Origin of the sequence: Psychrobacter nivimaris, from assembly GCF_043419765.1 — a bacterium.
Classification (GTDB): domain Bacteria; phylum Pseudomonadota; class Gammaproteobacteria; order Pseudomonadales; family Moraxellaceae; genus Psychrobacter.
In genome coordinates this window covers 268,896-293,414 of the sequence record NZ_JBHOFX010000002.1, presented here as the reverse complement: position 1 = coordinate 293,414, position 24,519 = coordinate 268,896, and the positions used below count along the sequence as shown (strand labels likewise).

General features: G+C 43.9%; 18 protein-coding genes. 8 read left to right on the top strand and 10 right to left on the bottom strand.

Features of this window, described 5'->3' with window-relative positions:
• Nucleotides 1-143: 143 nt before the first annotated feature.
• Nucleotides 144-1,103: an AEC family transporter gene (locus tag ACHEVO_RS04620; protein ID WP_290175859.1), complete on the top strand. Its 960-nt coding sequence runs from the start codon at nt 144-146 to the stop codon at nt 1,101-1,103.
• Nucleotides 1,104-1,213: 110 nt separating this feature from the next.
• On the opposite strand, the gene ACHEVO_RS04615 is transcribed toward ACHEVO_RS04620, so the two are convergent.
• The 5 genes from ACHEVO_RS04615 to katG form a co-directional block, all read right to left on the bottom strand.
• On the bottom strand, nt 1,214-1,378 hold the full coding sequence (locus ACHEVO_RS04615; RefSeq protein WP_160021934.1) for a hypothetical protein: 165 nt from the start codon (nt 1,376-1,378) through the stop codon (nt 1,214-1,216).
• A 48-nt stretch (nt 1,379-1,426) separates the two neighbouring features.
• A complete protein-coding gene (locus ACHEVO_RS04610; protein WP_394124109.1) occupies nt 1,427-2,428 on the bottom strand; it encodes an LLM class flavin-dependent oxidoreductase in 1,002 nt (333 codons plus the stop codon).
• Between the two features lie 347 nt (nt 2,429-2,775).
• Nucleotides 2,776-5,310 carry a membrane-bound PQQ-dependent dehydrogenase, glucose/quinate/shikimate family gene (locus tag ACHEVO_RS04605; RefSeq protein WP_394124108.1) on the bottom strand — a complete coding sequence of 845 codons (2,535 nt, stop codon included), beginning with the start codon at nt 5,308-5,310 and terminating at the stop codon, nt 2,776-2,778.
• 197 nt (nt 5,311-5,507) lie between these two features.
• The gene (locus ACHEVO_RS04600; protein ID WP_057759664.1) at nt 5,508-6,437 is read right to left on the bottom strand and encodes a LysR substrate-binding domain-containing protein; all 930 of its coding nucleotides are present in this window, start codon (nt 6,435-6,437) and stop codon (nt 5,508-5,510) included.
• Nucleotides 6,438-6,784: 347 nt separating this feature from the next.
• Complete coding sequence (katG, locus tag ACHEVO_RS04595; protein WP_394124390.1) at nt 6,785-8,968, bottom strand: catalase/peroxidase HPI; 2,184 nt, start codon at nt 8,966-8,968, stop codon at nt 6,785-6,787.
• A 783-nt stretch (nt 8,969-9,751) separates the two neighbouring features.
• On the opposite strand from katG, the gene ACHEVO_RS04590 reads away from it, so the two are divergent.
• The 5 genes from ACHEVO_RS04590 to ACHEVO_RS04570 all read left to right on the top strand — a co-directional run bounded on the left by ACHEVO_RS04590 (nt 9,752) and on the right by ACHEVO_RS04570 (nt 16,337).
• Nucleotides 9,752-11,668: an AmpG family muropeptide MFS transporter gene (locus tag ACHEVO_RS04590; RefSeq protein WP_394124107.1), complete on the top strand. Its 1,917-nt coding sequence runs from the start codon at nt 9,752-9,754 to the stop codon at nt 11,666-11,668.
• A gap of 50 nt (nt 11,669-11,718) precedes the next feature.
• Nucleotides 11,719-12,588: a peptide chain release factor N(5)-glutamine methyltransferase gene (prmC, locus tag ACHEVO_RS04585; protein WP_394124106.1), complete on the top strand. Its 870-nt coding sequence runs from the start codon at nt 11,719-11,721 to the stop codon at nt 12,586-12,588.
• Nucleotides 12,589-12,638: 50 nt separating this feature from the next.
• Complete coding sequence (locus tag ACHEVO_RS04580; RefSeq protein WP_394124389.1) at nt 12,639-13,442, top strand: HesA/MoeB/ThiF family protein; 804 nt, start codon at nt 12,639-12,641, stop codon at nt 13,440-13,442.
• Between the two features lie 170 nt (nt 13,443-13,612).
• Complete coding sequence (locus tag ACHEVO_RS04575) at nt 13,613-14,956, top strand: ABC1 kinase family protein (protein WP_394124105.1); 1,344 nt, start codon at nt 13,613-13,615, stop codon at nt 14,954-14,956.
• A gap of 124 nt (nt 14,957-15,080) precedes the next feature.
• Nucleotides 15,081-16,337 (top strand): YbfB/YjiJ family MFS transporter, encoded by a 1,257-nt coding sequence (locus tag ACHEVO_RS04570; RefSeq protein ID WP_394124104.1) that lies wholly within the window; start codon nt 15,081-15,083, stop codon nt 16,335-16,337.
• 5 nt (nt 16,338-16,342) lie between these two features.
• On the opposite strand, the gene ACHEVO_RS04565 is transcribed toward ACHEVO_RS04570, so the two are convergent.
• Complete coding sequence (locus ACHEVO_RS04565; protein WP_394124103.1) at nt 16,343-16,831, bottom strand: Lrp/AsnC family transcriptional regulator; 489 nt, start codon at nt 16,829-16,831, stop codon at nt 16,343-16,345.
• A 221-nt stretch (nt 16,832-17,052) separates the two neighbouring features.
• On the opposite strand from ACHEVO_RS04565, the gene leuA reads away from it, so the two are divergent.
• Nucleotides 17,053-18,837: a 2-isopropylmalate synthase gene (gene leuA / locus ACHEVO_RS04560; protein WP_160021915.1), complete on the top strand. Its 1,785-nt coding sequence runs from the start codon at nt 17,053-17,055 to the stop codon at nt 18,835-18,837.
• Between the two features lie 217 nt (nt 18,838-19,054).
• Nucleotides 19,055-19,690, top strand: coding sequence for a hypothetical protein (locus ACHEVO_RS04555; protein ID WP_394124102.1), 636 nt, complete (start codon nt 19,055-19,057; stop codon nt 19,688-19,690).
• A 150-nt stretch (nt 19,691-19,840) separates the two neighbouring features.
• On the opposite strand, the gene accC is transcribed toward ACHEVO_RS04555, so the two are convergent.
• From accC to ACHEVO_RS04535, 4 genes are all read right to left on the bottom strand, one after another.
• Nucleotides 19,841-21,202, bottom strand: coding sequence for an acetyl-CoA carboxylase biotin carboxylase subunit (gene accC, locus ACHEVO_RS04550; protein WP_394124101.1), 1,362 nt, complete (start codon nt 21,200-21,202; stop codon nt 19,841-19,843).
• A 125-nt stretch (nt 21,203-21,327) separates the two neighbouring features.
• The gene (gene accB / locus ACHEVO_RS04545) at nt 21,328-21,753 is read right to left on the bottom strand and encodes an acetyl-CoA carboxylase biotin carboxyl carrier protein (protein WP_394124100.1); all 426 of its coding nucleotides are present in this window, start codon (nt 21,751-21,753) and stop codon (nt 21,328-21,330) included.
• A gap of 240 nt (nt 21,754-21,993) precedes the next feature.
• A complete protein-coding gene (locus ACHEVO_RS04540; RefSeq protein WP_394124099.1) occupies nt 21,994-23,361 on the bottom strand; it encodes an MATE family efflux transporter in 1,368 nt (455 codons plus the stop codon).
• A 385-nt stretch (nt 23,362-23,746) separates the two neighbouring features.
• A complete protein-coding gene (locus ACHEVO_RS04535) occupies nt 23,747-24,226 on the bottom strand; it encodes an EVE domain-containing protein (protein ID WP_394124098.1) in 480 nt (159 codons plus the stop codon).
• Nucleotides 24,227-24,519: the final 293 nt, after the last annotated feature.

The following is a 24,519-nucleotide window of genomic DNA, read 5'->3' as shown; positions in this document are numbered from 1 at the left end:
CAGTTTTAAAAGAAAATCACATGTAACCTTGTCCTACTTGCTACTTTGTCTCTATACTAGGTCAGTAAATTTTCTTACTACTTGTTAATTTGTCTCGCTGATGTCCATATATTCATGGGCTTGTCACCGAACTGAGTCTACTTATGATTGATGCTATTGTTTTTGCTATTACCATTGTCTTACCCAACCTTGCCTTAATGTGGTTGGGTTTTTTTATGCAACGACGTGGTGAAGCAAGCCAAACTTTTATCGACCAGGCATCAAGTTTTGTCTTTAATTATTGCTTGCCGTGTTTATTATTTTTTAGCGTGGTCGATAGCGACGTCGATTATGGTAAGCAAATTACGCTTATCCTTGTTGGTATCTTGGTGACGTTTATATTATTTATTGGTGCAGAGTTTTATGCCAAACGCTTCGTCAAGCGTCCTGAAGACCAAGGTGTGTTTGTACAAGGCGTATTCCGTAGCAACATGGCCATCATTGGCCTTGCAACCGTGGCCAACGCTTACGGCGCGCAAGGGTTAAGTATCGGTGCTGTCTATATGGGCGTGGTGACGATACTGTTTAATATCTTAGCGGTCATTACCTTGAGTCGTGTATCCAAAAGCGTGGATGACACATGGGTTAGTCGCGGCACGATGATTGTGAAAAAGTTACTGACCAATCCTTTAATTTTGGCATTGGTTGGGGCATTCGTCTATAAAGCATTGCCGCTACCACCGCTTACTGGGGTGATTCATACGACTGGCGACTTACTGGCAGCGGTGGCTCTGCCGCTAGCACTGATCTGTGCGGGTGCTAGTATTAACCTAAAATCTATGTTGCATCCTTCGGGCTTATCCATGCAGGCGAGTATTGGACGAATTGTCATTGCACCATTAATTGCTATCGCTGTTGGGCTCGGATTTGGGCTATCAGGCGTGCATATGGGGGTGTTGTTTTTGATGGTCGCATCACCAACAGCTGCAGCCAGCTATGTCATGGCAAAAGCAATGGGTGGCAATGATGTACTCGCTGCCAATATACTTGCCTTTACTACCGTTGTCGGCATGTTTGGTATGGCGATTGGGGCAGCGTCGTTACGTGCACTTGGGTTAATGTAATGCAGATTTTGTACTATTTTTAAATAAGTAAGTACTTTCGCTTTATCTAACTTTGATAGCCTTAAAAAAGCCCTCTTTTCAAATAAGAAAAGAGGGCTTTTGGTATTAATCTAGCGTTCACTATTACGCTTGTCTTCACGGCGCTGCTTGCGCTTTGGGCTAGTACGGTAGGTTAAATAACCACCGATAGCCATAACTGCAAGAAAGGCAATGATATACATAAATATTGACGAGCCAATCATGAGCGATGCACCGATAATGGGAGTTGCTTCCATGTCAAAAATCCAGTTAAGGTTCATCAATAATTATGCAAGTGTCTCATTTCATTGTAAAGTAAATAAGTTTAGCTCCGGTGTAAGTTCAAGTGAACGGATACGGGCGGCTTGGTCATAAATATTGGCCGTCACAATCAGCTCATCTGGCTGATAAGTTGCCAAAAACGCAGCGAGTCTTGGTTTGACCGTTTCGACTGAGCCAATGAATGATACTGACAATGCGTTATCTACCATCATTTTCTCTGCTTGACTCCAGATACTGTCCATATCGTGGGTAGGCTTAGGCATTTGACCTGTTTCGCCACGGCGCAGACGTACAAAGCTTTGCTGTGCTGAGGTAAAGTGATATTGAGCGGTCGCATCATCATCAGCCAGCAATAAGTTTGCAGCCAACATCACATAAGGCTTATCTAGATAGACAGACGGTTTAAATTGCTCACGGTAAGCCTCAATTGCTTGCCCAAGCATTTGCGGGGCAAAGTGAGAGGCAAACACATAAGGTAGTCCTAAATGTGCAGCTAAAGTCGCACCAAATAGAGAAGATCCTAATATCCAAATCGGTATGCCTGATTTTGCGCCAGGAAATGCCTGTACAGGGCTGCCATCTGTATCATTGCCCAAGAAGTACATCAGCTCTTGTACATCTTGTGGAAAACGCTCGGCGTCTTTCATCTGGCGGCGCAGTGCCTGAAATGTAGCGCCATCAGTGCCAGGTGCGCGTCCTAACCCTAAGTCTACACGGTCGCCATATAGGGCCTGCAAAGTACCAAACTGCTCAGCAATCACAAGAGGAGCATGGTTAGGTAGCATAACGCCGCCAGCACCAATACGGATACGGCTGGTTTGACTACCGATATGCGATAGTAGTACTGAAGTGGCTGCACTGGCGATACCGGGCATATTGTGATGCTCTGCCATCCAGTAGCGATTTAAGCCTGATTTTTCTGCTTGCTGCGCGGTTTCCACCGTTTGGGCGATGCCTTCAGCGATGGTTTTGCCTTGAGGTACAGGCGCAAGATCTAAAAAAGATAAAGGGATTTTGTTACTCATAAATTTTCCAGTAGTGTGTGAGTTATTTTCTACTGATATGCTTATAGACAGTGGTAGTTTCAAGTGCCGCTAGTCACTGTTAATGAATCATAACAAAGCCAGCTAACTCTGTTTTTAAACTCGCTTAACAATTATTAAGGTGTATTTATAAAGGTTGTCGTTGGTCAAAATAAGCGATAAATAAACCATAAGTGAGGTCATAAAAGGATTTAGCAGCATTACACTATGGCATTAAAAAAAGATGGCATTAAAAAAAGCAGGCAACCTAGGTTACCTGCTTGTCTAATTAGTCGATTATAAGATAATGGTTATTTAATTTATCATTATCTTAAGCACCAAGTGCAACATTATTTATCTTGGTCACCAAGCTTATAAGCTAAGACATAATCACCAATGGTTGTTCCAACTGAACCATGACCACCTGCGACCAATACGACCATTTGCTCACCTTTAGAGTTTAAGTAAGTCATTGGCGTGGCTTGACCACCTGCTGGAATACGGACATTCCATAGTACGTCGCCATTTTTCAAGTCATAAGCTCGGAAATTGTTTTCTGTCGCCGCTGACAAGAACGCGACGCCGCCTTTAGTGATGATAGGTCCACCGATACCAGGTACGCCCAATTCCAGTTTGATAGGAATAGGAGACAAGTCTTGTACCGTACCATTTTTGCGTTGATAAGCGATATCACCTGTGGCTAGGTCAGCACCAGCGATTGTGCCCCATGGTGGCTGCTGACAAGGTACGCCTAATGGTGACAAGAAGGGCCCCAATTCTACTGCATAATCTGCACCTTCATTGGCGTTGACGCCTTGCTCGCCTTTATTGGTCTCTGCATCGCCCAACGTGTCTCTAGGAATGAGTTTTGAGGTAAATGCCAAATATGTTGGCATACCGAACATCACGCCATTCTCAGGATCGACTGCGATACCACCCCAATTAAAGGTACCAAAGTTACCAGGATAGACCAAGCTACCATTGGTTGATGGTGGAGTATAACGACCATCATAGTTGAGCTGATTGAACTCAATACGGCACATCATTTGATCAACGAGACTGGCACCCCACATGTCTTTTTCAGTCAGTGGTTCAGGCTCAAAGCTCAAGCCAGAATAAGGCTGAGTTGGCGCTGCGTGCTCTCCTGCTATGAGATAGCCTTGCGGTGCAGGACGCTCCTTAATCGGTACAATAGGCTCACCCGTTGCGCGGTTCAAGACGTATACATCGCCTTGTTTGGTTGGTACAACCAGCGCAGGCTGTACACCGTCGGCCGTATCTAGATCAAGTAAGGTTGGCTGAGCAGGCGTGTCCATGTCCCAAAGGTCATGATGGACAAACTGCTGAACCCAGCGTGCTTCACCAGTCTCGATATCTAGAGCGACAACAGACGTTGCATATTTTTCTTCAGCGGCATTTCGATAACTGCCTAGCTGATCCGGCGTACGGTTACCCATAGGGAAATATGCCAATCCAAGCTCTTCGTCGGCAGTAGCGACTGACCATGAATTTGGCGAACTGGTCTTATAAGTTTGGGTTGGATCATTGACATCGAAAGGCGCTGTATTATCAGGATCGCCTGAGTCCCAGTTCCAAAGAAGCTCACCAGTATTGACATCATACGCACGGATCACACCAGATGGCGAGTTAACATCATAGTTATCATTGACAGCACCAGCGACGATAATGGTATCACCCGCGATAACTGGTGGTGACGTAGAATAATAGTAACCTGCTTGATTGAACGGCATGTTATGCATCAAGTCTAGTGCACCATCATCACCAAAATCTTGGCAGCGTTGCCCAGTATTTGGATCGAGTGCATATAGTTTCGCATCAGAAGTTGGGATAAATATCTTGGCATCGCATTGCTTAGATGCGTTTTCAAAGGTATTGCCAGCAATTTTCTGTACTTGCACGGGGCTAGCTGTACTGTTGCTATTCTCTGCTGAATTATTAGCAGCGGTAGAGATAGGGTCAGGACTGGTTGCTTGACCAGCATAATAAGACACACCGCGACAGGTTTGGTGCTGACGTTGTAAGTTTTCCTCTACTTGAGGATCAAACTTCCACAGCGTCTCACCAGAGTCGGCATCTAGCGCTAGTACCCAGTTGTGAGGGGTACATAGGTATAAACCGTTACCGATTTTTAATGGCGTTGCCTGATAAGTGGTCTCACCGACATCGTTAGGCCCTTTGACATCACCTGTTTGGATTTGCCATGCTAGCTCTAGATCTTTGACATTATCAGTATTGATTTTATCTAGAGGCGAGTAGCGCTGACCATAATCAGTACGACCATACGCGCTCCACTCGCCATCTGGCGTTTGCTGACCGTTTGATAATGGGTCACCAAGGTTAGCTGAGGTCTCATCTGAGCTGACGTTTTGCTCGTCATCATTTGCAGCAGTCAAATCAAGCTCACCGAGTTTGTCAGTGGCATTATTGGCTAGACTACCAAAAGAGAGTAGTGCACCTACGATTACGCTTACGAGCAGACCCCAATAATACAGAGGGCTTTTCTTAACATTGCTTGTGGTTGGTGTGCTATTTGAAGCTACTTGAGTTTTAGGCCCACGCATTTTGTTGGATACCCATGGCAATAGCATGAGCAAACCGAAGATGAGCGGGAAGCCAACTCGAGGTGCTAGCGCCCACCAATAGAACCCAGATTCCCAAAGTGCCCAAGCCATGGTTGCTACGATAAATAGCGCATATAACCCGTAAGCACTCCAGTGTTTTTTGAACAATAAAAAAGCTGTCGTTAGTATAATAACGCCAGCAATGAGGTAGTAAGGACTACCGCCTAAGGACAATAAATAAGCGCCGCCAATGAGTAGAGGGGCGGCAAAAATTGCCATAATGATCGCTACGAATTTTTCCATGAGCGGTATCACCTGTTTACAGAAGAGCAAGTTAATATGTATTGATATTTAGTCAACTTCATTCGACCAAATATCAATACAAGTGTGAATAATATATAAAAGAAACATTGAATAACGTTCTAGAATTTATTTTATCATCCACAGCTCAGTCTAGTAAGGGTGAGCAAGTCTGAGATACTTTATTTAACAAATGCTCATTAATTTGCAAATTGCTTTTGGCATAGCTCCATGAAAGCGCGACCATATTGACGGATTTCTGCATCATCGCGTACCGCCATCCAACTGGTAAAGCGACCAAAATGATCGACGGGTATGGCAGTCAGGTTTTGATAATGGCTTGGCTCAAATGCCATTTCTGCGATGATACCAATACCTAGGCCCAGACCGACATAGGTGCTGATCACATCGGCATCGAGCGCCGCTAATACGATATCTGGCTCTAGTCCTGCTTCGTCGAACGTCTTGTCAATCGCGCCGCGTCCTGTAAATCCACCGTGATAGGTCACAATCGGATAGCTGGCAAGCGTGGGCAGGTCAATAGACTCTTGGCTAGCCAGTTCGTGATCACTCGGTACGATAACGCGATGCGTCCAGTCATAGTAACGATAGCATCTAAGATAATTATTATGTAGCAGGGACTCAGTTGCGATACCGATATCGGCTTGACCACGTATGACCATCTGAGCGATGGTCTCAGGATCTGCCTGTTGCAAAATCAAATTTACTTTAGGGAAACGATCTTTGAATTCTTTAACCACTTGCGGCAGTACATAACGCGCTTGTGTGTGAGTGGTGGCAATCGTCAGCGTACCGATGTTAGGATTATTAAAATCTAAACTTAGGTTTTCAATGGTACGAATTTCAGCAAAAATAGACTCGATATGAGGCATAAGCGCTGTGCCCATAGTGGTCAGTCCCGTCAGGCGTTTGCCTTGGCGTACGAATACTTCCGTCTTTAACTGGTTTTCTAACGCAGCAATATGCTTTGATAAGCTTGATTGACTGGTATGTAGCACGGTCGCCGCCTGGCTTAAGTTATAACCGTTAATCACCGTATGCCATACTGTTTCTAGCTGTTTGAGCTGAATCTGCAAATGCCGTTGGTTGACCACTACGTCGATTGCCATAACTTAATCCTATTGTATAAATATACAAACCTCGTCTGTATATGAAAGTAAAAATGTCTGAACATACAGTAATAAAGTAGTGTAAAACAAAGCTATTATTCTTGTATATAATAAATAGCTATCAATTTATGATAATTATGAATATAGAATTTGTATTTTGCAATGCTAAAAAATTATTTGTTCAGTAAATGCTGTTTAGTCAGGGAAGCCATTTGACCTAACAATTCATAAAGAACGGTCATTATTGAGCATAAAAAAACAGCTACCTTCTAAAAGATAGCTGTTCGTTGATTATAAAGTTATTTATTACTGGTAATTAGTTGATACTGACCAACTTCAAACTCAGTTTATTTGGCAATATCAAAGCGATCTGCATTCATAACCTTGTTCCAAGCACGGACGAAGTCACGAACGAATTTCTCTAAGTTATCATCTTGCGCGTATAGCTCAGCATAAGCACGTAATATAGAGTTAGAGCCAAATACCAAGTCTACACGGCTTGCTTGCCATTTGACGTTTCCTGTACCACGCTCACGTACTTCGTAGCTATTAGCAGTATTGTCAGCTGCTTTTACAGGATGCCATGTGTAGTTCATGTCCGTTAAATTAACAAAGAAGTCATTGGTAAGCACGCCCGCACGTTCCGTAAAGACGCCGTGTTGGCTCTGACCGTGGTTGGTATCAAGCACTCGCATACCACCAAGCAATACAACCATCTCAGGAGCAGTTAGACCCATTAGCTGCGTGCGATCAAGTAGCATCTCTTCTGGTGATACCGCATAGTCACCCTGAATCCAGTTACGATAGCCATCATGTAGCGGCTCTAAATCAGCGAAAGATTCGGCGTCAGTCATTTCAGCGTCAGCATCACCGCGACCTGGATTAAACGGTACAGTAATATCTACGCCTGCATCGTTTGCTGCTTGTTCAATAGCGGCGTTACCAGCCAATACAATGAGGTCTGCTAAGCTAACGTCTTTATCAAAGCCAGACTGAATACTGGTCAATGTCTCAAGCACACGTTGTAGCTGTTCTGGCTCATTGCCTGTCCAATCTTTCTGTGGGGCTAAACGGATGCGTGCACCATTTGCACCGCCGCGATAGTCCGAAGCGCGGAATGTACGAGCGCTGTCCCATGCTGTAATGATCAACTCACGACGACTAATGTTACTGTTTAATATTTGCGATTTTAGCGTTGCAATATCATCAGCAGTCAAGTCCGCATTACCTGTAGGAATAGGGTCTTGCCATACAAAGTCTTCGCTCGGTACGTCGGCACCTAAGTAACGAGATTTCGGTCCCAAATCGCGGTGAGTCAGTTTGAACCACGCTCTAGCGAATACTTTATCAAAGTACTCTGGGTTGTTATGGAACTTCTCTGAAATCTCACGATAAATAGGATCTTTGCTCAATGCCATATCTGCGTCAGTCATGATTGGATTACGACGTACACTTGGATCATGAGCATCTAACGGACGATCTTCCTCTTTGATGTCAGTTGGTTCCCACTGCCATGCGCCCGCTGGACTTTTGGTCAGTGCCCATTCATGGTTCAATAGTAGCTCGAAATAACCGTGGTCCCACTGGGTCGGATTGGTGGTCCATGCGCCTTCGATACCACTTGAAACAGTATCACCTGCATTACCACGACCTTTAGGATTGCGCCAGCCTAGACCTTGCTCTTTGATATCAGCGGCTTCTGGCTCATCTTCTAGTATTGTCGCATCACCATTACCATGACATTTACCAACGGTATGTCCACCAGCGGTTAGAGCGACCGTCTCTTCATCGTTCATTGACATACGAGCAAAGGTAGTACGCATATCTTGAGCAGTTTTTAGTGGGTCAGGGTTGCCGTCGACACCTTCAGGGTTGACATAAATCAAGCCCATTTGTACTGCTGCTAGTGGGTTTTCTAGTGACGCGCGGTCTTCGTCGCTGTCATAACGGTTTTTGGTAGCGGCTAACCATTCGCGCTCAGAACCCCAGTAGATGTCTTTTTCTGGATGCCAAATATCAGCTCGGCCACCAGCAAATCCTAGGGTTTTGAAGCCCATAGATTCATAAGCCATGTTACCTGCCAAAATCATCAAATCGGCCCAAGACAATTTATTGCCGTATTTTTTCTTGATTGGCCACAATAGACGGCGGGCTTTATCAAGGTTGACGTTGTCAGGCCAGCTGTTCAATGGTGCAAAGCGTTGGTTACCAGTATTAGAGCCGCCGCGACCATCAGCACCGCGATACGTACCAGCTGAATGCCAAGCCATACGAATCATCAAGCCGCCATAGTGCCCCCAATCCGCTGGCCACCATTCTTGCGACTCAGTCATTAGGTTTTTTAAGTCAGTTTTGACCGCTTCTAGATCTAGCTGTTTAAAAGCTTCAGCATAGTCAAAGTCCTCACCCATTGGGTCAGTCTTTTTGTCTTGCTGGTGCAATATGTCTAAGTTTAGTGCGTTTGGCCACCAATCTGTCGCAGCAGATGCAGTGGTAGTATGTGCCTGATGCATAACAGGGCAGCCACCCATGCTCGGACGCTCAGGCTCATGCGAGTTATCAACGTTTTCGCTATGGATCGTTGGGCCTTGACCATCACCCTGCTCATAGGTTGTGTTAGTAGGCGCATTATTATTATTGCTTTCGTGATCTACAGGACAACGAGCAGCATCTGGAGCAGTGTTTTTGTCGGTGGTATTATTGGCTGAGTCGGACATGGTATAACTCCTAGGCTATGATAATAGAAAGAACAAACCGTGAATCTCGGTAGTCGTTGTTTATGTACAAAGCATAACTAAGCTGAGTAGATTTATAAAACTAATATATAAGAATTATAAGTTTTAAATTACTAATCATAAAAAGCTTGATGTTTTGTTTATCTCAATCGCTATTAACGCCCTTGCTTATCATCGCCAGTTAAGAATAAACCAATAGAGTGCACCCAACCAATGAAGCCTGCGTCAGTTTTACTACTACCTTTATATTACCTATAAATAATGTCATTGTCAGACATCTTTCAAAATAGAAATTAGCAATAAAAAAGAGAGCTAAGATAACCTTGGTAAGACACTGCAGTTTTTTGCGTTACGATTAAGAAATATAAGCGATTGCACATGGCCTGCAATCGCTAAGTTAATGCAAAAACATCTAGTCAAGATAAAGGTTCTCAAGTACCATAACTGGATTTTGTTGTAATGATAATATTGGTGCAACGTAGAGCAATTTTTATCGATCCTTTTGTCGATAACTGATTCTAAAGATTGATAAAAATTGTGCGCGGTTGTGTTCTTTGTCTGAATTGTTGGTGAGTTATTATGTCTGCTGTCAAATCTGTACCGCCCAATCAACCAATTGCCAAAAAGTCATGGGGCGAGGCTACAAAAGCTTATCTCGATCCTCGTGTCATTATTATGCTGTTTTTGGGGTTCTCAGCGGGTATACCTATTCTGCTGATTTTCTCAAGTCTATCGCTATGGCTGAGAGAAGCAGGCATTGATCGTAGTGTCGTCACTATGTTCAGCTGGGCAGCATTGGGTTATTCGTTCAAATTTATTTGGGCGCCATTGATTGATGCGCTCCCTGTACCATTTTTGACCAAGTGGCTGGGGCGTCGTCGTAGTTGGATGGTGGTATCACAGCTGCTTATCGTGCTGGCGATCTTTTTGATGGCAAGGGTAAATCCTGTTAGCGAAGATGTCTTGGTTTATATGGCAGGCGCGGCCGTGTTGCTTGGGTTCTCTTCTGCGACGCAAGATATCGTAATTGATGCGTACCGTATTGAGCTTGCACCGCCGTCTATGCAGTCTATCTTGTCCTCTATCTATGTGTCAGGCTACCGCATCGGTATGATTGTCGCAGGGGCAGGCGCGTTATATTTGGCTGATTATTTCGGCTCAAATGAGACATTTTATAGTTATGAAGCGTGGCGCAACACCTATTACATCATGGCAGGGGTCATGACATTAGGGGTATTAACGACGTTTGCCAGTTATGAGCCAACCGCTGAGACCCTGCAAAGTAAAAAGCAGAAGGGTAACTTAAAAGTATTCCTGATTTATTCAGCGTTACTGCTTATCCCAGGCCTACTGTTTGGTGTTATTTACCTAATTAATATTTTGATCAATACAGTATTTAATAGCACAGTGGCCTTGATACCACTAATGGTAATGCCAGCGATCAAGTTTTACTTTTTAGCATTGGTCGCGTGCGCACCATTGTTATTACTGTACTTTATTATCAATCAACCAAAAATAATTAACAAAGCCCCGTTGGTCGCTGAAACTCGTGAAGACTACGTCAGACTGGTAGCGTTGTTTGTATTTTCAGTGATTGCCTTTATCGCCGCTTATATACTGATGGGACAGGTCTTACCAGAGTTTGAAGGCGCGTTTTCTAGCTTCTTTGTAGAAACCTTGCACTTATTAGTAAGCCTAGGCGCGGCGATGGCAGCAGGTTATGCCCTGGTACAAGTAGGACTGGTAAAAAAAGAAGTGGCAATGGCAACATGGATCGAGCCTGTTTTAGACTTTTTCCGACGTTATGGCAAAAAAGCCTTGCTGCTATTAGCCTTGATTGGTCTATACCGTATCTCAGATATCGTCGCAGGCGTGATCTCCAACGTCTTTTATCAAGACATGGGCTTTAGCAAAACCGATATCGCCAATGCCGTAAAACTGGTCGGTGTGATTATGGCAATCGCAGGTGGCTTCTTGGGTGGTATTTTGGCTCAACGTTTCCGTATCATGCATGCCATGATGATTGGTGCGATTTTGGCGTGTGCGACTAACCTGTTGTTTGTAGTATTAACATACAACCCAGGTAGCCTACCCATCATGTATATGGCAGTGATATTTGATAACTTGGCTGCGGGCCTTGCAAGCGCTGTATTCATCGCTTTCTTATCAGCACTGACATCGATTCGCTTTACTGCTGTACAGTATGCGATTTTTTCCTCATTGATGACCCTGATACCCAAAGTGATGGGTGGGTACTCAGGTGCTATCGTCGATAATATGGGTTATCCATTTTTCTTTATCTTTACCTTTGCTATTGGTATTCCAATTCTGGCACTGATCTACTTTGTCGATAGACATATTGTCATTGGTGATAACGATGATATTTATGGCGATGACAATAATGATGGCAGCGGTGGCAATGGGGTAGGTGACAAGCTAAGCAAAACCAATCCTAACCTGACCGATACCAAAGAGCCACCGCGCGCATCAGAGTAGGCTAAGTAGTATTTTACCTTTATACATTCATTGTTTTTTAAGAGCTATTTATGACCGTATCAACCATTCGTCAAATCAAGCAGCAGATTCAACAACTGACGAATGGTTATACTGATAGTCAGTTACCGTCGTTTTGGCTAACGGATTGGTTATTGCATGTCATTGATAAGCCTGCGATAGCGTTGATGACTGACGAAGATTATCAGCTAACTGATAGTGAGGTTACACGTTTCAATGACGGTGTGGTAAAAATGCAGCAAGGCATACCGCTTGCCTACCTGACTGGGCAGCAGGAGTTTTGGTCGCTTAACTTTATGGTAAACGAGCATACTTTGATTCCTAGGCCTGATACCGAAGTATTGGTCGAGCAGGTATTAAACTGGATAAATGACCATTCAACATGTCTCAGTAATAAACGATTACTAGATTTGGGGACAGGGTCAGGTTGTATCGCTATCAGTCTTGCTCATGAGTTAAAGCACGCTAATTGGCAAGTCGTGGCGGTTGATTTGTCGTCAGAGGCGCTTAAAGTTGCTCAGCATAACGCCGTGAGCAATAATGTTGCCAATGTTGAATTTGTCCAAAGCAGTTGGTATCAAGCGCTACCTATTTATGATGAGCCGCAGTTTGATATTATCGTGTCAAACCCTCCTTATATTGACGAAACAGACGAGCATTTGGCAGGTCTAACAGCTGAACCGATTAGTGCGCTCAGTGCACCCAATCAGGGTTTGGCTGATATCGAGCATATCGTCCAGCAAGCAACGACCTATCTATGTATAGGTGGGTTATTGGCCATTGAACATGGTTATGATCAAGGTGATGCGGTTCGGCAGCTGTTTCTAGACAATGGGTTTGAATCAGTACATACCGTAAAAGACTACGGTGGTAATGATCGTGTCACGCTAGGACAAGTTTAATAGGTAGTTTTTTGGTAGTAGATTTCTTTGATTATAGGTTGTAGATGAATATGGTAGAAGAGATGGTACAGCTATCGGATGATGAGCTGCTCCGTTATGCTCGACAAGTATTATTAGACGGTTGGGATATGGATGCTCAGCTGCGACTAAAGACAGCACGTGTGGTCATAATAGGGGCAGGTGGCCTTGGCTGTCCTGCGTCTGAGACATTGGTACGGGCTGGAGTGGGTCATGTCCATCTGATTGATGATGACGAGATTGAGGCGAGCAATCTACAACGGCAAACGTTGTTTTTGCCAGAGGATGTTGGTCAGTCTAAAGCACTGACCGCAGCGCATATGTTAGAGCGTATCAATCCTTTGATAAAGACTCGCGGCACAGTCGCACGACTAGATGAAGACAACGCTTATGAGTTGCTCGATATAGCAGCAGGAAAGCCTGACTTACTCTTAGACTGTACGGATAATTTTGTCACGCGCGACATCATCAATCGTATTAGTGTACGCTACCAGATTCCGCTGTTATCAGCCTCAGCGATTGCGATGCAAGGGCAGTTGGCACTGTTCGAACCTCAGATCGATACAGGTTGTTATCATTGCGTATTTGGCTCAGTAGTGCTCGACGAAGCCGCTGACGAGCGTACTTGTGCCAATTCAGGAGTGCTGGCTAGCACTACTGCCGTCATGGGTAATTTGCAAGCCAATGCTGCACTGCAATATTTAGGATTAACCAAAAATCCACTGACAAACAAGCTGCTCATATGGGATGGTAGCCAGATGCAGCAGCGACTAATGGGCTATCGAAAAGACCCACAGTGTCCTGTCTGTAGCAGTCCTATAGTCAACTCTCTATAAATTGGATACGGTGTCAGGATCGCTTAGTCTACGACTGGTAGTACTTTCACTCGCCTTCCTTGTATCCAAATTATATTGAACCGACTATAACTGTGTAATCTGATTTTAATGCATTTTTATATTGTATTGCCTATCTTCAAACCTCCTTCTTATTACCATAGTTGTTTTTTATGAAAATTCATCGTCCGCATTTATTAAAGCATACTTTTAATGTCATGAACCGTGTTCGCCAAACAGCGAGTGTGGCAGGTTTGTCTGCGCTAAGAGTGGCAAAAGGTGAGAAACCTGACGCGATGCTACTCAAAGAAACCTTTGAGCAGTTAGGTACGACTTATATCAAAATCGGTCAGTTCATCGCCAGTACGCCGTCACTGTTTCCGCGTGATTATGTTAAGGCTTTCCAGAGCTGCTTGGATCAAACCACGCCATTGTCTTATGCTTATATCGAGCAAGTGCTAAGAGAGGAGCTAGCGACTAATGGCATGACGCTTGATGATGCGTTTGCACATATTGACTCAGAGCCACTAGCATCAGCTTCTATCGCTCAAGTGCATGCAGCTCGTCTGCACAATGGCGATGAGGTGGTGCTAAAGGTACAAAAGCCTGGCGTCGAAACCATCATGCAGACCGACTTGGGTGTATTGCATGGCGTAACCAAGCTACTTGAAATACTAATGCCCTCAATGAAGTTTGCGAGTATTGCACCAATTATTGACGAGATTCGTCTGCGTATGCTTGCCGAGACGGACTTTATCGCCGAAGCACAAAACATTCGCGATTTTCAGCAGTTCTTAGCGGTATCAGGTAATACTCGTGTCGTTGCACCAACTGTCTATGAAGAGCTGACTACCAAGCGTGTGCTAACGATGAGCCGTCTATATGGCGTTTCTATGGTCGATGAATCGCTCATGCGTCAGTACTGTGCAGATCCTGCGCAAGTCATGGCAGACACTTTGAACACATGGTTTGCCAGTCTTATGCTGTGTAATAGTTTCCATGCGGATTTACATGCTGGTAATTTGATGTTATTGACCGATGGCCGTATTGGATTTTTGGATTTTGGTATTGTGGGTAAACTCAAAGCTGAGAGCTGGCGTGCGTGCATGGGCATGATGCAAGCCATGCAAGACAGCGACTATCAAGCCATGGCACGCCATATGATTGATATGGAAATGACGCATGGTGGTAATAAAGTCGATGTGGCTGCACTGGGGAATGATTTGCAGCGTATGATGACAACCATCATGGCAGAAGATAAGACCTTTACGAGCGGTGTACCTTTCAATAGTAAAGAGCAAGCCGATGAGCTTAATAAAATGATGCTTGAGATTGTCGAAGTTGGCAAACGTCATGGTATCCATTTCCCACGCGACTTTGCTTTACTGACCAAACAGATGTTGTATTTTGATCGATTTATGCGTACGCTAGCTCCAGATATGGATATGTTTAGCGATCAGCGTGTACAGATGCTAGGACAAGATACGGTAGAGACGCCAACGTTAGACGTATCATAGTTTTTGCTGATATTTCATCTCGACCTAACATATCTAATAACTGTTTATTCTTGCTTTTTTACTACTGCTTTTGACTGTCTAACACAAAGGATTGTGTGCTAATTGCCACAAAAATGGCGCTGTCATGATGACTGCTTTTAAAAGCCGTATGATCCCGACGATTACCAATGAAGCTGCCATTGCCTGTATCGGTATGTACTGCATGGCAGTCGTTATGGGTTATGGTCGCTTTCTTTTTACCGCCACCTTACCTGATATTATGGTGCAATTGTCGCTATCAACGACGATTGCAGGCTGGCTGGCATCAATCAATTATATCGGCTACTTTATCGGTGCGCTTATTGCTATGTTTGTGCCTCAGCGCTCAACGTGGCAGGCCATGACGCTGTGGGCGATTATCAGTGTTGTCACCACGATGTTACTTGTCATACCAAATATGTCGCTCACGCTATGGTATATCATTCGTTTAATTGCAGGCATTGCAAGTGGCGTGGCGATGATTCTAAGCTCATCGTTTGTCATTCAAAACCTTAGCCCTGAGCGCCGTTCTGTGTTATCAGCAGTCCACTATGCAGGTATTGGCGTTGGCATTAGCGCCTCTGCCATAGTGACATGGTGGCTATTAAAACTAGGCTATCACTTCGATGTAATTTGGCTAGTCACAGGTGTCACCAGTTTGCCGCTTGTATGGCTACTGTATGCGATAAAACCAAGACGAGTACGGGCTGTTGATTCACAGCAGATTGATGCCAAACAACACGTGTCAGTGCACCAGACCTATTTAAACTTTAAACGCTCCTTATACGAAGCCATCTCTGGACACCATAAAGCGCTTACTTTACTTTTCGTCAGCTACGTACTGGCAGGGTTTGGTTATATTAGCTCGGCAACTTTTTTGCCCGTTATGGCAGCGCAGCGCCTAACGACACAGACGTATGCTGGATTGATGATTTGGTTGGTCGTTGGTATTTTTGCAATGTTGTCAAACCCCCTATGGGGCGCGCTTGCTAAACGTATCGGTGAGATAAAAACCTTGATGGGGCTGACGGTATTGCAAGCATTTGGGATGTGCTTGCCTATATGGTTTGATGGTGCGCTTGGGTTATATGGCAATGCTGCGATTTTAGGATTGACCTTTGTCGGTATGGTATCGATGACACTGACGCTATTTAAAAATATCAACCCTGCCTATTCTAATTTACTGATTGCTTTGGCAACGTTGGCCTATGCGTTAGGGCAGTTTTTAGGACCTTTGGTGACAGTGGCGCTGGCAGGGAAGGATGGTAATTTCAATGCAGGGTTACTTGTCGCTGCTATCGGATTGATGATCGGGTTTGTACTATTGGTATGGTTCCGTCGACAGTCACCAACGACCGTTTAGATCGTCTAAACTACACTACGGCTAAATACTTCTCGTAATTCAAAACTGGTATGAACTTGAGCCACACCTTCAATACGATTGAGGCGATGTAATAAAAACTCTTCGTAATGTGTCATATCACGTACCCTGACCTTAATCAGATAGTCTTCGGTGCGTCCTGTGACAATACTACAGCTAATGACTTCCTCAAAGCTTTGAACTTTGCGTTCAAACTGCTCAAAACGTTCTGCTGTATGTCGATCCATGCTAATAGCGATAAACACGGCTAGCGGATAGCCAAGTTTTTGCGCATCGGTTTTGGTGTGGTAGCCGGTGATAATGTTCGCATCTTCTAAGCGCTTTATACGACGTGCGCAAGGGGTGGCAGATAGGTTGACGCGTTCAGCAAGTTCAGTAATGCTCATACGCGCCTGTGTTTGCAATAAGCGTAGCAACTGTCTATCTGTCTCGTCTATATCTGCAGTCCCTGTACTATCAATATGATTATCTGGCATTTCTTAAGCCTTAATAGTGAATTTATTCGATTATAATGTCTAAATTGTGTTTTTCCACTAAAATAACAGAAAATAAAGTAAAAGAAAGCAGGTTTCTCTCTGTTAAACTTTGATATTATTATGGTATGAACACTAGTTATCTCGTATGATAAATACTGATCTAATCAACAGCTAATCGCCTAGCTAAATATATAAATAACCATATCATCTAAGGATTGATTATGTCTGACCAAGCCACGCACACTGCAGCCACAGGGACTGCAAAGATTACACCAAAAAGTGCCGCTTTTGACTTCCGTAAATACCGTCCATTTGCATTTGCGCCATCGCTGCCAGATCGTACTTGGCCAAGCAAGACGATTGAGAAGTCACCGATATGGGCAAGTGTGGATCTGCGTGATGGTAACCAAGCACTGATTGATCCGATGACCATTGAACAAAAAATGCGCTTCTTTAAGACTTTAGTAGATGTTGGTTTTAAAGAGATTGAGATTGGTTTTCCATCAGCGGCGCAGGTAGAATTTGACTTTGCGCGTAAGCTTATCGAAGAAAACCACGTACCTGAAGATGTGACGTTACAAGTATTGGTACAAGCGCGCGAGCATTTGATTGCCCGTACTTTTGAATCATTAAAAGGTGCTAAACGTGCGGTTGTCCATGTCTATAACTCAACCAGCCGTGTACAACGCGAGAAAGTCTATGGCAAAGATAAAGCTGAAATCAAAGAGATTGCGATTGCAGGTGCCAAGCTATTGCAAGAATATGCAGCAAAGTATCCTGAGACAGATTGGGTATTTCAGTACTCGCCAGAGAGCTTTAGCCAGACAGAAACTGAATATGCCGTAGAGGTTTGCGATGCAGTGTGTGACGTGTGGCAACCACAGCAGGGTCAGGAAGTTATTTTCAACTTGCCAGCGACTGTCGAAGCATCTATGCCCAATGTCTTTGCTGATCAAGTAGAGTACTTCTGCCGCAATTTAGCGCAGCGTGAGCACGTGATTGTGAGCTTGCATACCCATAATGACCGTGGCTGTGCGGTAGCAGCAGCTGAATTGGGCGTGCTTGCGGGTGCAGATCGTATCGAAGGCACATTGCTTGGTAACGGTGAGCGTACAGGTAACATGGACATCATGGTCATGGCAATGAACTTGTTTAGCCAAGGTATCGATCCTGAGCTTGATTTTAGCAACATGAGTGAAATCGTACAGGTTGTGAGCGAATGCAACAATCTACCATTGCACCCGCGTCATCCTTATGTAGGCGAGTTGGTCTTCACGGCCTTTAGTGGCTCACATCAAGATGCTATCAAAAAATCTCTCGACTACAATGAAAGCAATCAGAGCGAAACAGACAACGTCTGGGACGTGGCTTATCTACCCATTGATCCTGCGCATATTGGCCGTAGCTACCAAGATGTGGTACGTATCAATAGTCAGTCAGGCAAAGGCGGCGTCGCATATATCTTGCAACGTAATTACGGTTTTAACTTACCACGTTGGATGCAGATTGACTTTAGCCGTGTGGTACAAAAGCAAGCTGAAGCGGCGGCACGCGAGCTGCAGAATGATGAAATCTTACAGACCTTTGAAGATACTTACTTGCAGCAGGGCAAGTTTGAGCTACTAGACTATAGCGTCAACAACAAAGGCGGTGCGGTTTACTTTAGTGGTCAAGTACAAATGAATAGCGACACCATCGATATTGATGGTACTGGTAACGGCCCATTGTCATCGTTTATTGATGGACTTGCGCAGCATACGGGCAAATCACTACATATTATTAACTATGCAGAACATGCGATTAACCCGCATCATAACAGCGGTAATGGTATCGATGATGATACCAATAGTGATAACAAAACCAATGCCAATGCTGCCGCTTACATTCAGCTAAATGTCGATGGCGAGGTATACTCTGGCATCGGTACTTGTAGCAGTACAGTATCAGCCATGCTAAAAGGGGCGTTATCAGCTTTTGCTCAAGCGCTAAATACAGAAGCTGCTTAGTGTTAAGTAGTCATTGATATCACGCAAAATTCTGTATGCTAATAACGCCATCGCTTCTTGTCTCTAGCAAGTAAAGCGATGGCGTTATTTTTTGCTATAAATACCTATGAAATTCCGACTATAGGTTTATGAGCAATAGCATAATGTTACTTGTGTTTTTGGTGTCTAAGACTTACGCTAATGTATATATTAAAATATTATAAATAAAAGGTTAATTATGGAACCTATCTCATTTGCTTCATTCACGCTAGCATCTATTTTGGCTTCGTTGCCTGCGAACGGTGAGGCTATTACCAAGCCGACCATCACCACTCATATTAGTCCAGCCATTGCCGGACAGTGGGAAATAGACTTGGACAGCAGCGCTCATTCTACTCACGCCACAATGACCAAGGAAGCGGAAGCTAACCAGTCGGCATCAAATAGTGCGCAACAAGCAAGCAGTATAGAGCCCAAGGTGATAACAGGCATGGACGGCGGCGTACTGACTCAAAGTGAAGAGCGGGTTCTAAACATTCAACCAGTTACTAGTAAGAACTTACTTGCGTCAGTTGGTAAGTCTAACCAGTGCCGCGAGCTATATAACTTTAGTGCGGATAATGAGATGTGGTCTGTCAGTGGTAAAGAGTGGACATACGGACGCTATCTAGTCACCCACCGAGAAGAAGGGCTGCCAGTTATTGCGATCAAGACCGTTTATGATAATAATGAAGTAGACTGCTCAGGCAATCAGATCGACCAGACTGATGAAGCGTTGATTGCATTTATCAATCATGATGGCAATCAGATGCAATGGTGCGCTGACCCTGATGGTAACGAATGCTTTATGAACTTCAATAGAGTGTTGCCATAATCAGAGATGCTCGTTGTACTTTACTTATGATTGACAGATTATTAATGACATAAAAAAACCGCTATATTAATAGCGGCTTTTTTATATGTTTTTTTAAATGATAATTGCAGAGAGCTTATTAAGCTTAGTAGACTCTACAAGTATTTCAGCCTACGAGTCTTTTTTGGCTTTATTCGCAGTCAGCAGTTCTCTTTCGAGATAGTGAATGTTTTGCGCTTCACGAGTAAAGTTATCATCCGCCAAAATTACATCACGATGCAAAGGTATATTGGTTTTGATACCTTCGATAATCAGCTCATCAAGGGCATGTACTGTCTTAGCAATGGCTTGCTGACGAGTTTGACCGTGACAAATAAGCTTACCAATTAATGAATCGTAATAGGTCGGTATTTCATAACCAGGGTATAGATGCGAGTCAAAGCGAATACCAGAACCACTTGGCGTGAACAGTTGGCTAATAGTGCCCGGGCAGGGTACAAACGTCGCTGCATCTTCAGCATTGATACGACATTCGATCGCATGACCTTGGATCTCAATCTCACTTTGACGATAAGACAGGCCGTAACCGGCAGCAATTTTGAGCTGTTCGACCACGACATCGATACCAGTAATCATCTCAGTCACTGGATGCTCAACCTGTACACGAGTGTTCATTTCAATAAAGAAAAACTCGTTATTTTCAAACAAGAATTCAAATGTGCCGGCACCGCGATACTTAACAAGCTCACACGCTTTTACACACGCTTTTAAGATTGGCTCACGTACATCATCTGGGATGTCTGGAGCAGGTGCTTCTTCTAGGACTTTTTGATGGCGACGCTGTAATGAGCAATCACGGTCGTATAGATGGATAGCATTACCATTACCATCACCCAACACCTGCACTTCTACGTGGCGCGGGTTTTGTAGATAGCGCTCCATATAGACAGTGTCATCACCGAACCAGAGCTCAGCTTCTTGTTTAGCAGCTTGTACTTGACCAATCAATTCGTCAAAGCGTTCAACCACACGCATACCGCGTCCACCGCCGCCAGAAGCCGCTTTAATCAATAGTGGGAAGCCAATATTGCGTGCTTGCTCTTCAGCATTGTGCAGGGTCACAGCGCCAACTGAACCAGGTACGGTTGGTACGCCCGCTTTTTTCATAGCATTGATGGCAGAAACTTTGTTGCCCATAAGGCGAATATGATCAGCATTAGGACCAACGAAGGTCAATCCTGCTTCTTCTACTTGTTCAGCAAATTCAGCATTCTCAGACAAAAATCCATAACCGGGATGGATAGCATCTGCACCAGTGATTTCAGCAGCGGTCAAGATGGTATTAATATCAAGGTAGCTTTGGCTAGCATTAGGCTTGCCAATACAAATTGCCTCATCAACAAAGCGCAAGTGCATCAAGTTAGCATCCGCAGTAGAGTAGACACCTACCGTTTCGATACCTAGCGCTTTACAGGCGCGGACGATGCGCAGGGCAATTTCACCTCTGTTGGCAATGAGCAATTTTTTTATCATGGGTTCATCCTTGTCGAAGCGTCAGTCATTGACTGAGTTTCGATACATAGCATCAGGTTATTTAGCATTGACGCGGTATATATACCAAAAGTCAGCCATAATGAAATAAAGTATGGCAAATATCGTTACGCTTTATAGCGTATGACAGGTTGACCGAACTGTACGACTTCAGAGTTATCTACCAAGATTTCGTCAACAATACCACTTTGAGTCGCTTCAAGCGGGTTCATGATTTTCATGGCTTCGATGATACCTAAGGTGTCACCTGCCTGAACCTTTTGACCGACTTTTACAAATGGTGGGTCATTAGGGCTTGGTGCTGAATAAAAAACACCAACCATTGGTGAAGACTCAACGCTACCCGCTTTTTCTGCAGGTTTGCCTTCGACAGCGGCAGCAGCGCTCGCAGCTGGGGCGGCCATCATAGTTGGCGCAGGCGCGTCATAGTGACGAGTTAAGCTAATATGCTCGTCGTCAGAACTGATTTCTAAATTAACCAGTTCACTTTCTTCCATAAGGGCGATGAGGGTGCGTATTTTTTCAATATCCATAGTTTTTATCTGGCCTTGTACTAAATTCGAGAAATAGTGTAACTAAATATTGTCTAATTAATTGCTAATGATACCTAGATTCAGGGCAATGAGCAATCAATGTACAGTTGTTAACTGAGAATTTTTACATATTTTGACGTAAGCCATCTTTTTAGTAAGAAAATCTCCACGATTTTTCATAGTCTGTATGATCAAATAACGCTAACAATGATTATAAAACACAATCCATGAGCAATTGGCTTAACCCCATAGCACAGTTAAGCGTTTTTGCTGATAGCGTAGACGCAAAGTAAGTAAGATAGATGATAAGAATAAACCTGTAATCAACGCCATCCAAAACCCTTGTGCGCCAACGTCAGTGAAACGCACCAGATAGACGCCAAGTGGTAGGGCAACTAACCAATAGCAGAAGAGCGTTACCCACATCGGTATGGTGGTGTCTTGCATACCGCGCAATATACCAGCGACGTTAACCTGCCAGCCATCAAATAATTGATAAGCAAGTGCAAAGATAAGCAAATGCATAGACTGTGCTCTAACTTCTGGATTATCCGTGAATGCTGCTGCCAGTTCTGGCCTGAATAGCCATATCCCAAGCATACAGGTCAAAGCAATCAATACGGTCCATACCAGTCCAGTAGCTTGCACTTGGCGCAGTGCTAATAGGTTTTTTTGGCCAAAACGATTGGAGACCATGATAGTGAGCGCCATGGCGACAGATATCGGTATCATAAATAGCTGTGAGGTCACTGACAGTGCTACTTGATGCGATGCTGTTGCTAGCTCACCCAATGGACTGATAACGAGTGCGCCTAAGCTGAACAAACTGGCTTCAAAGAAAATAGAGATACCAATAGGGATACCAAGTTTCAACAGCTTTTTAATCTGTGTACGATTAGGGCTAGAGAAGCCATAAAAAAATCGTGTGCTCACAAATTCGCGACGTTTCGTGAAGCTAGTATAGGCCGCAAGCAATAGGACATTTATCCATAATACTAGCGCTGTAGCCACCCCGCAGCCTGCACCGCCCATTTCTGGCACGCCAAATAACCCATGAATAAAAATATAGTTCAAAGGGATATCTGCAAGCAGGCCAATGATGCTAATGACAGTCACAGGCTCAGGACGACCCAATGCCTCACAATAACTACGTAGGACGGCGTATACAGCGAGCGCTGGGAAACCAAATGAGACACCATGTAAATACTGCGTCGCTATCGGCTGAATGTTTTCTGGGACACCCATAATGCCAAGGACATTGGGAGCCAAATTGACAATGATAAAACCGATAATGCCAATGACACCTGCGGTCCATAAGGACTGCTGCGTGATATGCGGCACTTGGCCGTGCTGGTCTTGACCAATCGCTTCACCAATCAGAGGTGTGGTTGCGATAAGCACACCTGTGGCCAATAAAAACAATGGTAGCCAAATACCAGAGCCAACTGCTACCGCAGCCAAATCAAGCGCCGAAACTTGACCTGCCATGATGGCATCGACCACGCCAAGTGCGGCTTGGCAAAACTGAGTAATCAAAATAGGGAGGGCAAGTACGCCTAAACGTAAGCTGTAGCTTTTAAAATCTTTGAAAGACAATGGAAAAACCATGGTAAGCAACTTTTTATTCTTTGCGGTAATTGTTATTAAGGTAGTTATTATTAATAAACAAACACTGCTATCAATCGATTAAGATTGACGCAGTAAGGAGAGAGTAGTGCCGACGATAATACTCCGATAAATAATATGAGCAAGCTTATAATGTTGCATAAGTAGATAGGCAGAGTATGAAAATAAAAGTAAAGACACTAAAATAAAAATAACCCGTCGATCCAAGTAGTGGATTGACAGGTCATATACATAGTAAGATGGTAAAGAAGCCACACTATGATGTCAACGCTTTAGCGCCGCTATACAGGTATTAATCTTAGGTTTTTTGTACTCTGTTTCATAGCCAATAGCCAATAGCCAATAGCTCAGAGATGATTTAATAAGTTTACTCCGGCAACAACTCAAGCGTCTCCGCCATATCCATAATTGCTCGCCAATGTTTGGGCTCTAATGGAATCACTGTTAATTGCTGACAGCCTTTCCTTAGTAATAACGAATCTTCCAAAGCTGGCAAAAATTTTAGCTCTGATAATGGTAACGCCTCTATAAAAGCTTGCTCAAAAGTAAGATCGACCATATACCAACGAGGTTCCTCTTCAGTCGCAATGGGGTCATAATGACGATGCTCAGGGTGAAACTGAGTAGGATCAGGATACCCTGCTGTAGTAACTGTCATAATACCAGCGACTCCAGACGGCTTGGCGCTAGAGTGATAAAAGAATACCTTGTCACCAACTTTCATATCATCACGCATAAAGTTACGCGCACGATAGTTGCGAACGCCATCCCAACCGTCGGTACCCAAGCGCTGCAAATCTTCAATACCAAAAAATTTAGGGTTGGATTTCATTAACCAATACGCCATATATCTGTCCTTTGTTTTTTATTTATTCTTTAATTCGTTCTTAAAACTACCAAGGTTAGTTTTTCTTAACTGATTCTCAAACCCGTTTTTAATAGTGTCTGTTCTTAGTAGAGGCTATTTTTAACAGACTCTCTATATACTGCCCATAAGTTGCCATGGTGAATAGGGCGTTTCTACGTGTTTTTGTTAATAGTTTTATGATAGATAGGCTTTTCTTTATCTCATCTAGTCGCTATCCTAGCCTTACTTTTGATATCGATCATTATTGCTCACTACAAAATAAGTTTATTTAT